The sequence below is a fragment of the Pseudomonas sp. B21-032 genome (assembly GCF_024748965.1).
In the GTDB taxonomy this organism is placed as follows: Bacteria; Pseudomonadota; Gammaproteobacteria; order Pseudomonadales; family Pseudomonadaceae; genus Aquipseudomonas.
Genome location: NZ_CP087180.1, coordinates 936997 through 948969, shown reverse-complemented (window position 1 = coordinate 948969; position 11973 = coordinate 936997). Strand labels below are relative to the sequence as shown.

Genomic DNA, 11973 nt, shown 5'->3' with positions numbered 1-11973 from the left:
CAAGTCACGCCTCAGGCGACTTCGGCGCCCTCGTCCGGCCAGATCGGCTCGTTGGCCTCCAGCGGTGGCAGGCCATAGGCGGCACGGGCGGCATCGCAGCTGGGGTTGGCTTCGCCATTGACCCAGGCCGCATCGAACTCGCGACAAGGGGTTGAGCGCTGTTCATACAGGCTGCAGCTGACCCCTTTGCCGATCTCGCCCTCAAGCCCGATGCAGCGACAGGGCTTGCTGTCGGTGCCGATCATCGCAACGCGGCTGGGGCTGATCTGGACCACCAGATCGTCGGGCACGACACCACCCGCCGACGTGCACTCACCCCAGAAGAAAGACACACGGAAATACCCGCAGCAGGCGCCGCAGTTCAAACAAGGATTATGTTCGGACATGATGAGAAGGGGGGGAGGTTGATTATCGTTATAGGGAGAAACCCGCCGCCATTCTATGCTTTGCCGGGTGTTTGAGAAGGGGGGTAATGCAGAAATAAATCGCCGCTGACGGACGGTTGTTTCGCGGGAAAAACCTGCTCCAGCTGTAGGAACAGGTTTGACCCGCGCCCGGGTCAGTGCTTACTTCTGGGCCGGCTTGCTGCCGATGCCATCAGCCCGGAACATCTGGCGAATACCGCGTACCGCCTGGCGGATACGGTCCTGGTTCTCGATCAGGGCAAAGCGCACATGATCATCGCCATAGTCACCAAAGCCGATGCCCGGCGACACACAGACCTTGGCCTCGGCCAGCAGCTTCTTGGCGAACTCCAGCGAGCCCAGGTGTGCATACTCTTCGGGAATCTTCGCCCAGACGTACATCGACGCCTTGGGGTTCTCGACCATCCAGCCCAGCTCGTGCAGGCCCTTGACCAGCACGTTGCGGCGCTGGCGATACTGCTCGGCGATATCGCGCACGCACTGCTGGTCGCCTTCCAGGGCAGCAATGGCCGCGACCTGCAGCGGGGTGAAGGTGCCGTAGTCGTGGTAGCTCTTGATGCGGGCCAGGGCGCTGACCAGCTCGGGGTTGCCGACCATGAAGCCGATTCGCCAGCCGGCCATGTTGTAGCTCTTGGACAGGGTGAAGAACTCCACGGCAATGTCCTTGGCCCCCGGCACCTGCATGATCGACGGCGCCTTCCAGCCGTCGTAGACGATGTCGGCGTAAGCCAGGTCGTGGATCACCAGCACGTCGTACTGCTTGGCCAGGGCCACCACCCGCTCGAAGAAGTCCAGCTCGACGCACTGCGCGGTCGGGTTGGACGGGAAGCCGAGGATCATCATCTTCGGTTTCGGAATGGATTCGCGGATCGCCCGCTCCAGCTCATTAAAGAAGTCCACGCCCGGAATCAGCGGCACCGAACGCACCTGGGCACCGGCTATCACCGCGCCATAGATGTGAATCGGGTAGCTGGGGTTGGGTACCAGCACGGTGTCGCCATGGTCGAGGGTGGCGAGCATCAGGTGCGCCAGGCCCTCTTTGGAGCCGATGGTGACGATGGCTTCGCTTTCCGGGTCGATCTCGACCTCGTAGCGGTCCTTGTACCAGCGCGAAATCGCCCGGCGCAGGCGCGGGATGCCGCGGGACGTCGAATAGCCGTGGGTGTCTTCGCGCTGGGCGACCTGCACCAGTTTCTCAACGATGTGCGGCGGCGTGGCCCCGTCGGGGTTGCCCATGCTCAGGTCGATGATGTCTTCGCCACGACGGCGTGCAGCCATCTTGAGCTCGGCGGTGATGTTGAAGACGTAGGGGGGGAGACGATCAATGCGCGCAAAGCGGCGCGGCGAACCTTGGTCAGCCATGGCTTCCTCGAAGACGTAAGCGCCCGGAACCGTCCGAGCGACGTTGGCCACTGCGGTGGCCGAAGCAGAAGATAGGGCCTCGACCGCCGCGCTGTCCAGCACAAAACAGGCGTTAACGGATTTCTTTGTAGGACGATGCCTGCCAGCGCACAGGTGCAGCCAAGCCTTCGACCGGCATCAGGCCGCTGCCTTTGACCGCGCTGAACCCCGCAGTCTGACTGCCCAGAGAAACGGCACGCTCGCCCTTCTCCGACTCGGTCACCAGGGTGTACGAATGCTTTCGCATTGCCTGATATTTGCTCTCATCTTGGACCAGCACCTGATGATAAGCCTGCAGTTCACGTTCGCCCAAGTTAAGCATTTTTTGCAGTTTCACTCCCCAACGAGTCAGGCAGACTTCAGCAAAATGGCGAACGATCAAGCCGGGTTCGGCCAGCACTTTGCTTCCGGCGGCACCGTCGGCAGCGGCATTGCCCACCAGCGTAGCGTGACGCCCGGGCATCGGATAGACGTGGCAGCGGGTACCGGCATGGGTTTTGGGAATCACGCAGGCAAAGCCCTTGGAACGCTCGTCGCGGGAGAAGAAACCTACGTACTGTTTGACGTTCTCGCCCAGTTGCACGCGATGGCGGTCGAAGTTACCAATGCCCGGCACCGGATCGATGGCGAATATGTTCACTGGAAGCTTTTTCAGCTCACTGTCGCCAAGCATGGCATTGGCCAGCATGTGGCAGCTGACGGCGCCCCTGCTCCACCCCACCAGGTTGACCTGGGTGGGAATGATGCCTTCCTTGCGAAACTGCTTGATGATCTGCTCCTGGAGCAACTGCGGGGTAATCTTGCGATTGCCGTAGTTGTAGGTGCGCCAGAACCAGGACGCCGTAGCGGTCGAGTTGGGGATAGGGATGCCAGCAGCCTTCAGGCGCTGATACTCCTCCTCGCTCAGTTCCGTGCGCTGCCAGTTGCTCTGCCCCTTGATGATCTGCAGTGCGTGCTGGACGTTCTCCTCCCAGCCTTTGCCGAACAAGGTCTGGTTCCAGTTGTAATAACCACCGGGTTCGACGAACAGTTCATCGGCTTGCAGGTTGCCACTGCCCGGGCCATCGACGACGATCCAGTGGGCGTACTCCTTGCCCTGGTCGTTTGAAGCGAGGGTCGAAACCAGCTCGCCATTCCAGAAGTTGGGGTTATTGCCGTCGAATCGGTGCGACCCGGTGCCGCAAAAATACACAGTCAAAACACTCATGCCATGATCCTGTCAGGTTGAAGATCACGACACGCTACCGCCAGCACAGCACCCGCGGCAGGCGGAAAGCCTCCCGGGCAGCGGGCACCGAGCCGCTGCCAGGGAGTGCTCGGCTCAGTACACCTGAACCCGCCACAGCTCACGGGAGGCCGAGGCCGGCGACATAGGCAAGCGGCCATGCAGGGTCTGGTAGTTGTCGATCAGCACCAGATCACCTTCGACCCAGTCATGGGCGATCAGGCATTCATCGTCGTAGACCAGGGCATTGAGCTGCTCAAGCAGGGCCTGCTGGGCCTGCGCCTCGAAGCCTTGCACCTCCTGGCTCAAGGTCTGCAGACTGGAGTCGGTGCCTTCCTGATAGCGCAGAATGCGTTCGCCGGTGCGCGGGTGCAGGTCGACCAGGCTGTAGTGACGCGGCGAACCACCAAAGTAAGTCATACGCGTGTAATAGGTGATATCAACCGCCTGCCACAACCGCGCCACCTGGTTGCCAACCTTGCGCAAGGCATTGCGGCTGTCGACGATGGTGGTCTGCCCTTCCCCCGGTTGCGGCGCAGTCTTGCAATAGAGCATGAACTTGCTTGCGCAGAACTTCGGATCGCGCTGAACCTGAGCATCGCTGTCCGGCAGCATGTTCAGGTCCCAATGCAATGGAGTCTTTTCCAGCGAGTGCACCACGCCTTCGGGTTTGTCTGCCGGCTTGACCACATGCACCTTGCCGAACGCCCACTGGTAGATGGTGCCAAAGCGCTCGCAGTCGCGGGCAAAGCTGTCGCGGTCTTCGAAGCGGCAGCCACGCAGGCAGACAAAGCCGAAGGTCTCCACCAGCGCTTCGAGCAGCTGCGTCGAAAAACGTTCGAAGCCCAGCCCCAACGGGTCACGTACCACCAAGCCGAACAACGGGCGCTTCTGCAGTTCGAACTCGAAGCCCTGCAGCGCTTCGCCGGTGCTCTCGTGGTACAGCCACGGGCGCCCCTGGTACTGCACCAGCACATGCTTGTCGATGTCCACCTCGGCACGGCCGCGCAGAGTCTGGCTGCCATCCAGGTGGCGCACCGGCACCGCATGCCAGGGGCTGGACACCCGGGTCAGACCGTCGGCCAGGGCCACGGTGAATTTTGGCCCGGCATTGTCGTACTGATGTACCGACAGGCGGATGTCGTCGGGGAAGAAGCGATTGACCGCGGCATTCAGCGCCTGGCCGCGGAACATCATCTGATAGGCCTTGTAGCCGATCTGCTGCAGGTGCTCGTCTTCGCTCTGCCCAGCTTCGCGGCACAGGCGCAAGTCGTTGTAGAGGTGGCTGCAGAGCTTGTCGTGGGCGTGGCTGAGGGTTTCATCATGGCGGCTCTGCTCGATCAGTGCCTCGACGTTCTTCCACGGCAAACGTGCCTGTTTGACCAGGGTCGCGCGTACGGCATCGGCACTGCTGGCCTGGGGGAACAGGTCTTCCATGCTCACCCAGTTGATCGTGTGGGTGGTGCACAACTCGCGCAGCGCCTGGTTGTAGGCTTTGCGCAGGTCATCAGGTACACCAACGATGTCGTTGAAGGTGGTGCCATCGCTGAGGATCGACACCACGCAGCCCGGCGCATGCAGCGCGGCGATGTCCTGGCCGAGTTGGTCGAGGCGCTCGATGGCCATGGCTTCGCCGTAATCCGGCATCGTGCCGAAGGTCTGGTCGCGGGCGTTCGGCGACTTGCACGGGAAGCCCGGCAGCACCAGGCGCACCGGCGCCTGCTGATCGTAGAAGCGGGCCAGGCTGACGGCCAGATTGGCCCTGCCCGCCGCGTCGAAGCGATCGTCATTTTCCTTGAGCAGATAACCCGCCAGCACGTCGCTGACCGCCTTGATCCAGGTGTCCTTGTGTTGCATGACCTTTCTTCCTTGAGAGGTGGTGTTTCAACGTTGGCTGGCGAGAGTGCCAGCCATGCAAGAAGTGAGTGCCTGTTGCAGGGCCCGCAACAGTTCTGCCGGCTGCTCGCAGTAAAGATCCGCCGCCTGTGCCTGCAAGGCATAGACCGGGCCATAGCCCCAGGTCACGGCGGCGCAGTGCATGCCGGCCGCCCGCGCGGTCATCAGATCGATGACGGTATCGCCGACAAACAGGCAACGCGCGGGCTCGACGGCCAGGTAGCGGGCCGCCTCCAGAGCCGCGTCAGGCTGCGGCTTGAGCGGGTGGCCGCGGCGCTGGCCAAGGACAAGCTCGAAGGTACCCGACGGGAACAGCTGCGCAGCCACCTGTAGCGCCATGTCATGGGCCTTGTTGGTGACGATGGCCATCGGCAGTTGCAGCCGGCGACAGCCTTCAAGCAGCTCCGGCACGCCATCGAACGGTCGCGAGAACTGCACCAGGTGCTGCTGGTAGCAGGCGATATAATGCTCATGCAGGGCCTTGTCGTCGGCAATCCCCAGGCGCGCGGCAACCCGCTCGAGCATCGCCCCGGTACCGCCGCCTACGTAGGCACTGATGGTCTCCAGTGACAGCGGCGGGTAGCCCTGCTCTTGCAGCACGTGGTTCAGGCACCAGACGATATCGGGCAAGGTGTCGACCAGGGTGCCGTCGAGGTCGAAGATCACCGCATCAGCCGCCAGCGCTACCGGCATCATTGCGCACTGGCGTAGTGGCAAGGACGGCCCTGGCGGAACACCAGGCGGCTGTAGCGCTCATCGATGTTGCTGCGCTTGTCGAGCATCACCACCCCGCTACGCTTGATCGCCACCGAGTGCCAGGGCGTACGCCAGAGGTCGCTGGTAGGCACCAGACGAATGCCAATTTTCGCCGATACTGCCAACTGCGGGTGGATCGACAGGCGCAGGCACTGTGGATAACGCGCCTGCAGCAAGGCACTCCAGGCTTCACTGCGCTGGATCACCCGTTGCGAGGCCGGCTTGGCGATCTTTTTCACCGCGTTCAGGCTCATGCCGGCGAACTCGCCAAGGCCCGAGTAATCTTCGGACAAGAAGCGGTGGATGCCGCAGTACATCAGCATCATGTGTGGTTCGTCCTGAAAGCGCTGGCCCAGCGCGATCAGCGACTGGCCGTACTCGATCATCAGCTCTTCGCGCATGGAGTCCAGGCAACCCAGTTGCGGATAGGCATCCTTGAGATCGAACAGGGCGAAGCTGTTCGGGTAGTGCTGCTCGGCGTAGCGCTGGATCTCGTCGGTGTAGGCTTTGACGTGCTCATCCGGCACGCGCACCAGGTCGGAGAACACATAGCCGTCGGAGCAGATGTGAATCAACGCACCCGGTGCGTACAGGGCCTGGATTTCCGCGCACAGCTGCTGCAGCTCGTCGATAGCGTGGCGCTCGGCAAGGTCTGGCAGGTGGCTGAGGGTTTTCTGCCGGTTCGGCGATTTGCCCGGGAAGGCCGGCAGAACCATCTCGATGCGCTGGCCGGCGTCGATGGCGGTGAGGACTTTATCCAGATGCGGTTCGAGCACCTCGGCCGACAGCTCGTCATCCTGCCCAGGCGCCAGGCTGCGACGACGGAACAGGCAATCGAGCACCTGCAAGGCGGTGTCGAAATGAGCGGAAGTGTGGCGTTCGCGCAACAGCGCGAGGCACGCCCGTTGAGCAACGGCGTTTGGCTCGGTCATGAACAGTCCCTTGTGTGATGAATCACGGCCAGCATCCTCTGGCCCTGCGCAGATACTCCTTACCTGCGCGGCGATAAAATCCGGCAAACACGGGGTACTTGTCAACAGCAGTTTCGGTCGTTTGTAGAAACGCCGCACAAACAAAAACGCCCCAGGCTTCGCAGCCTGGGGCGTTTTCATTACACGCTGATGAATCAGTGCGCGTAAGTCAGCAGCAGCTCGGTCGGCACTTTGGTGTCCAGCGACATCATCACGCTCAGGGCAGTGATGGTGAAGATCGAGAACACGAACAGCTTGCGTGCCCACAGGCGGTCATCGACAGCCTTGTAGCCGGTCCAGGCCATGTACAGCCAGTACATGCCCATGGCCGCGGCTACGGCCATGTAGCTCATGCCGGCGTAGCCACCCAGGGTCAGCATCAGGGTCGCTACCAGGAACGCCACGATGTACCAGAGGATGTGCTTCTTGGCCACCAGGATCCCGCGCTTGACCGGCAGCACCGGAATCGATGCGGCCAGGTAGTCGTTGAAGCGGAAAATCGCAATGGCGTAGGAATGCGGCATTTGCCACAGGCTGAACATCACCAGCAGGGTCAGTGCAGCCAGGTCGAAGCTGTCGCTTACCGCGCAATAGCCGATCACCGGAGGCATGGCACCGGACAGGCTGCCCACCAGGGTGCCGTGCACCGATTTGCGCTTGAGGTACAGGCTGTAGAACCCGACGTAGATGACAAAGCCGATCAGGCCGAACAACGCTGCCAGAGCATTGGCCTGCACATACAGCAGGCCAAGGCCGGCCACCCCGAGCAGGGTGGCATAGGCCAGCGCGACTTTCAGCGAGATCTGGCCCTGGACCATCGCCCGGTTCTTGGTTCGCTCCATCTTGATGTCGATGTCACGGTCGATGCAGTTGTTGAACACGCAACCGGACGCCACCACCAACGAAGTGCCAATCACCGTGGCCAGGAACAGCATGAAGTCGACATGCCCTTGCGCGGCAAGGAAAAAACCGCCTGCCACAGAAAGCACGTTACCGAAAATGATCCCCGGTTTGGTGATTTGGATAAAGTGCTTAACGGACATGTCGTCTTACCTCACTTCGCCATCATGCTGGTGTGGATGCTGAACATGATCCACAGCGACAGGCCGACCAACAGTGCAATGACCATCACGGTAAACATGAAGGTCGACACGTTGGAGCGCTGCTCGGCGGAACGGTCCATGTGCAGGAAGTACACCAGGTGAACCACGACCTGGATGACCGCCAGGGCCACCACGACCATGATCGTGATGTCCTTCGGCATGCTCGGGAACATCACCAGGCCGAACGGAATCGCTGTCAGGATGACCGACAGGATGAAACCGATCACATAGGACTTGACGCTACCGTGGTTGCCCTCGGCGTGGCTGTTATGTGCGTTAGCCATTTACAGAACCCCCAGCAGATACACGACGGTGAACACGCAGATCCAGACCACGTCCAGGAAGTGCCAGAACAGGCTCAGGCAGCTCATGCGGGTCTTGGCGGTGCCAGTGATACCGTGCTTGTTGATCTGGTACATCATTACCGCCATCCAGATCAGACCTGCGGTTACGTGCAGACCGTGGGTACCGACCAGCGCGAAGAACGCCGACAGGAAGCCACTGCGCTGCGGGCCGAAGCCCTCGGCGATCAGGTGATGGAACTCATAGACTTCCATCGCGATGAAGCCGGCACCGAACAGGAAGGTGACAGCCAGCCAGCCCAGCACGCCGCCCTTGTTGCCTTTGAACATCTGCAACATGGCGAAGCCGAAGGTGATACTCGAGAACAGCAGCAGTGCGGTTTCGACCGCGACAAAGTCCAGCTGGAAAATGTCGTGACCCGACGGGCCGCCGGCAAAACTGCCGGACAGCACCGCGTAGGTGGCGAAGAGCGACGCAAACAGGATGCAGTCGGTCATCAGGTACAGCCAGAAACCGAATACGGTCATCTGGCCCGAGTCGTGGTGGTGGTCGTCATGCCCATGGTCGTGACCATGAGCATGAGTATCAGCGTTAATTACATGACTGGACATTGATTAAACCCGTTCAAACGATTCGACACGTGCGCCAACCGGGGTACCGGTAGCCAGGCCCAGGGACTTCATGCGCTCACCTTCGATGCGCGCCACTTCCTCGGCTGGAACCATGTAACCCTGGTCGTCACGAGCAGCGTGGGCGACGAAGACCGCGATGGTACCGATCAGGCTTGCGCCGACCAGCCACCAGATGTGCCAGATGAAGGCGAAACCGAACACGGTCAGCAAGGCACCCATGAACACACCGGTAGAGGTGTTGTTCGGCATGTGGATCGCTTCGTACTTGGCTGGAACCTTGTAGGCAACACCGGCTTCCTTGGCTTCGTGCCAGGCATCCAGGCCGACTTTCTCAGGCATGGTGGCGAAGTTGTAGAACGGTGGTGGCGACGAAGTCGACCATTCCAGGGTACGGCCGCCCCATGGGTCGCCGGTCACGTCCATGTTGTCCTTGCGGTCGCGGATCGACACGTACAGCTGGATCAGCTGGCAAGCGATACCGAACAGGATCAGCACGGCGCCGACAACGGCTACGTACAGGTAGGGTTCCCACAGTGGGTTGTCGGAGTGGTTCAGACGACGGGTCATACCCATGAAGCCCAGTGCGTACAGCGGCATGAAGGCCACGTAGAAACCGGAGATCCAGAACCAGAAGGCAGCTTTGCCCCACTTCTCGTTCAGGGTGAAACCGAAGGCTTTCGGGAACCAGAAGGCGAAGCCGGCGATGTAGCCGAATACCGCACCACCGATGATCACGTTGTGGAAGTGAGCGATTACGAACAGGCTGTTGTGCAGAACGAAGTCAGCACCTGGAACAGCCAGCAGTACGCCGGTCATACCACCGATCGAGAAGGTCACCATGAAGCCCAGGGTCCACATGATCGGCGCGGTGAAGCGCAGACGGCCCTGGTAGATCGTGAACAGCCAGTTGAACAGCTTCACCCCGGTTGGGATCGAGATCAGCATGGTCGCCAGACCGAAGAAGGTGTTGACGCTGGCGCCCGAACCCATGGTGAAGAAGTGGTGCAGCCATACCGCAAAGCCCAGTACCGCGATCGCGCCCGAAGCGTAGATCATCGACTTGTGGCCGAACAGGCGTTTGCCGGCGAAGGTCGAGGTGACTTCCGAGAACACGCCGAAGGCCGGCAGGATCAGGATGTAAACCTCAGGGTGACCCCAGGCCCAGAACAGGTTGACGTACATCATCGGGTTCCCACCAAGCTCGTTGGTGAAAATGTGGAAGTCCAGATAACGGTCAACGGTCAGCAGAGCCAGTGCAGCGGTCAGGATCGGGAACGAAGCGACGATCAGCACGTTGGCCCAGGTGCAGGTCCAGGTGAAGATCGGCATGTCCATCAGCTTCATGCCAGGCGCGCGCATTTTCAGCACGGTGGCGAGGAAGTTGACACCCGTTAGCGTCGTACCCAGGCCCGATAGCTGTAGCGCCCAGATGTAGTAGTCGACACCCACGCCAGGACTGTACTGGATACCCGCCAACGGTGGATATGCGACCCAGCCGGTCTTGGCGAACTCACCAACACCCAGCGAGACGTTGACCAGCACAACGCCGGACACCAGCAGCCAGAAGCTCAGGGAGTTGAGGAACGGGAAGGCAACGTCACGCGCACCGATCTGCAGAGGCAGGGCCAGGTTCATCAGGCCGGTGAAGAATGGCATTGCCATGAAGATGATCATGATCACACCGTGAGCGGTGAAGATCTGGTCATAGTGTTCGGGCGGCAGGTAGCCCTCGGATCCGCCGGTGGCCATGGCCAGCTGCGTGCGCATCATGATGGCGTCGGCAAAGCCGCGCAGCAGCATGATCATCGCGACGATGATGTACATCACCCCGATCTTCTTGTGGTCGACCGAAGTCAGCCACTCGGACCACAGGTAGGTCCACTTCTTGAAATAGGTGATAGCACCAACGAGCGCGAGACCGCCGAGCGCGATCATGGCAAGCGTCACCATGACTATCGGCTCGTGATACGGAATCGCATCCAGACTTAGTTTACCGAACATCTCTTACTCCTCTGCCCCAGCAGCTGAATGCATACTCACGTCCATCCCTTCGGTACCGGCCGCTTCTTTGCTCTGCTCTTGTTCGTGGACCGGCCGGCCGCGGTTCATGCCTTCGTACTTGTCGACGATGGACTGGAACTGCTCAGGCGAGGCCACGCTGTACAGCGCGACTGGATTGTTTTCGCTTGTTTTGGCCAATGCTGCGTATTCAGCGGCATCCAGCTTTTTAGGCGATTGCTTGACTTCGTTCACCCATGCTTCGAAATCAGCCTGGGAGGTGGCGGTTGCCTTGAACTTCATACCGGTGAAACCAGCACCGCTGTAGTTGGCGGAGATACCGTCGAACTCACCGTTCTCGTTGGCGATCAGGTGCAGTTTGGTGGTCATGCCAGCCATTGCGTAGATCTGCCCGCCCAGGCCCGGGATGAAGAAGGAGTTCATCACCGAATCCGAGGTCACGCGGAAGTTGACCGGAGTGTTGGCCGGGAAGACGATCTTGTTGACCGTGGCAATGCCTTGTTCCGGATAGATGAACAGCCATTTCCAGTCCAGGGCGACCACGTCGATCTGCACCGGCTTCACGTCGGAAACCAGCGGACGATACGGGTCCAGCTCATGGGTGGTCTTGTAGGTCACGTAACCCAGGGCAATGATGATCAGCACCGGGATGGTCCAGACCGCCACTTCGATCTTGGTCGAGTGCGACCAGTCCGGGGTGTAGGTGGCTGCCTTGTTGGAAGCGCGGTACTTCCAGGCAAACGCCAGGGTCATGAAAATGACAGGAATCACCACCAGCAACATCAAGCCGGTAGCGATCAGGATAAGGTTCTTTTGCTCAATGCCGACCTGGCCCTTCGGGTCGAGCAGGGTCCAGTTGCACCCACTGAGTAAAAGCATGCCTAAAAAGGGCAGAATGCCAAACAGTCTGGGGTAACGCTTTTTACTCATCTCACGACCTCTAGAGCAGCTTGCTTCAATGCAATTTGTGTTTTGGTCGCCAACACTTCGTCCTGCCAAGCGTCAGCATTTATGGGATCGAATACGGTCATACCTTGAGGCCAGCTGCGGCGGCTCGGCATAAACCGGGTATTGCGGTGTTTATTATTTTGACTTCAGTAGGCAACAGGCCTGTGTTCAGACCAATTCCATTTGGTGCGGGAAATCACGGAGGGGGGTCAGCCCGGCATCGCCGCAGGCGATGCTCGTCAGAGTCAGCGAAAAGAGCCCTGGAGCTCCTTTAATCCTGCGACTCGCAAGCGG

The 11973-nt window shown here is 60.4% G+C and carries 11 protein-coding genes; all 11 read right to left on the bottom strand.

From position 1 onward, the window contains the following. Positions 1-11 precede the first annotated feature (11 nt). Positions 12-386 carry a YkgJ family cysteine cluster protein gene (locus LOY54_RS04240; protein WP_045196148.1) on the bottom strand — a complete coding sequence of 125 codons (375 nt, stop codon included), beginning with the start codon at positions 384-386 and terminating at the stop codon, positions 12-14. A 180-nt stretch (positions 387-566) separates the two neighbouring features. After that, a complete protein-coding gene (gene alaC, locus LOY54_RS04235) occupies positions 567-1787 on the bottom strand; it encodes an alanine transaminase (protein ID WP_045196146.1) in 1221 nt (406 codons plus the stop codon). Between the two features lie 112 nt (positions 1788-1899). After that, entirely contained in the window at positions 1900-3033 is a 1134-nt protein-coding gene (locus LOY54_RS04230; RefSeq protein WP_258609421.1) for a hypothetical protein, read from the bottom strand. Between the two features lie 114 nt (positions 3034-3147). Continuing rightward, positions 3148-4908, bottom strand: a complete 1761-nt coding sequence (locus tag LOY54_RS04225; RefSeq protein WP_258609419.1) for an L-tyrosine/L-tryptophan isonitrile synthase family protein — start codon at positions 4906-4908, stop codon at positions 3148-3150. Between the two features lie 27 nt (positions 4909-4935). Then, positions 4936-5640, bottom strand: a complete 705-nt coding sequence (locus LOY54_RS04220; RefSeq protein ID WP_309475659.1) for an HAD-IA family hydrolase — start codon at positions 5638-5640, stop codon at positions 4936-4938. Beyond that, positions 5640-6635: an isocyanide synthase family protein gene (locus LOY54_RS04215; protein ID WP_258609415.1), complete on the bottom strand. Its 996-nt coding sequence runs from the start codon at positions 6633-6635 to the stop codon at positions 5640-5642. The genes LOY54_RS04220 and LOY54_RS04215 overlap by 1 nt, the downstream gene beginning before the upstream one ends. 194 nt (positions 6636-6829) lie before the next feature. After that, positions 6830-7717, bottom strand: coding sequence for a heme o synthase (gene cyoE / locus LOY54_RS04210; RefSeq protein ID WP_258609413.1), 888 nt, complete (start codon positions 7715-7717; stop codon positions 6830-6832). Between the two features lie 11 nt (positions 7718-7728). Continuing rightward, entirely contained in the window at positions 7729-8061 is a 333-nt protein-coding gene (gene cyoD / locus LOY54_RS04205; protein ID WP_038997063.1) for a cytochrome o ubiquinol oxidase subunit IV, read from the bottom strand. Next, positions 8062-8691, bottom strand: coding sequence for a cytochrome o ubiquinol oxidase subunit III (locus tag LOY54_RS04200; RefSeq protein ID WP_026001353.1), 630 nt, complete (start codon positions 8689-8691; stop codon positions 8062-8064). Between the two features lie 3 nt (positions 8692-8694). Next, on the bottom strand, positions 8695-10713 hold the full coding sequence (gene cyoB / locus LOY54_RS04195; RefSeq protein ID WP_045196135.1) for a cytochrome o ubiquinol oxidase subunit I: 2019 nt from the start codon (positions 10711-10713) through the stop codon (positions 8695-8697). A gap of 3 nt (positions 10714-10716) precedes the next feature. Beyond that, positions 10717-11661, bottom strand: a complete 945-nt coding sequence (cyoA, locus tag LOY54_RS04190; RefSeq protein WP_045196132.1) for a ubiquinol oxidase subunit II — start codon at positions 11659-11661, stop codon at positions 10717-10719. Positions 11662-11973: the final 312 nt, after the last annotated feature.

Excerpts from the sequence above, each read along its gene's own strand:
- LOY54_RS04240 (WP_045196148.1), bottom strand. The coding sequence starts at position 386 with ATGTCCGAACATAATCCTTGTTTGAACTGCGGCGCCTGCTGCGGGTAT.
- alaC (WP_045196146.1), bottom strand. The coding sequence starts at position 1,787 with ATGGCTGACCAAGGTTCGCCGCGCCGCTTTGCGCGCATTGATCGTCTC.
- LOY54_RS04230 (WP_258609421.1), bottom strand. The coding sequence starts at position 3,033 with ATGAGTGTTTTGACTGTGTATTTTTGCGGCACCGGGTCGCACCGATTC.
- LOY54_RS04225 (WP_258609419.1), bottom strand. The coding sequence starts at position 4,908 with ATGCAACACAAGGACACCTGGATCAAGGCGGTCAGCGACGTGCTGGCG.
- LOY54_RS04220 (WP_309475659.1), bottom strand. The coding sequence starts at position 5,640 with ATGCCGGTAGCGCTGGCGGCTGATGCGGTGATCTTCGACCTCGACGGC.
- LOY54_RS04215 (WP_258609415.1), bottom strand. The coding sequence starts at position 6,635 with ATGACCGAGCCAAACGCCGTTGCTCAACGGGCGTGCCTCGCGCTGTTG.
- cyoE (WP_258609413.1), bottom strand. The coding sequence starts at position 7,717 with ATGTCCGTTAAGCACTTTATCCAAATCACCAAACCGGGGATCATTTTC.
- cyoD (WP_038997063.1), bottom strand. The coding sequence starts at position 8,061 with ATGGCTAACGCACATAACAGCCACGCCGAGGGCAACCACGGTAGCGTC.
- LOY54_RS04200 (WP_026001353.1), bottom strand. The coding sequence starts at position 8,691 with ATGTCCAGTCATGTAATTAACGCTGATACTCATGCTCATGGTCACGAC.
- cyoB (WP_045196135.1), bottom strand. The coding sequence starts at position 10,713 with ATGTTCGGTAAACTAAGTCTGGATGCGATTCCGTATCACGAGCCGATA.
- cyoA (WP_045196132.1), bottom strand. The coding sequence starts at position 11,661 with ATGAGTAAAAAGCGTTACCCCAGACTGTTTGGCATTCTGCCCTTTTTA.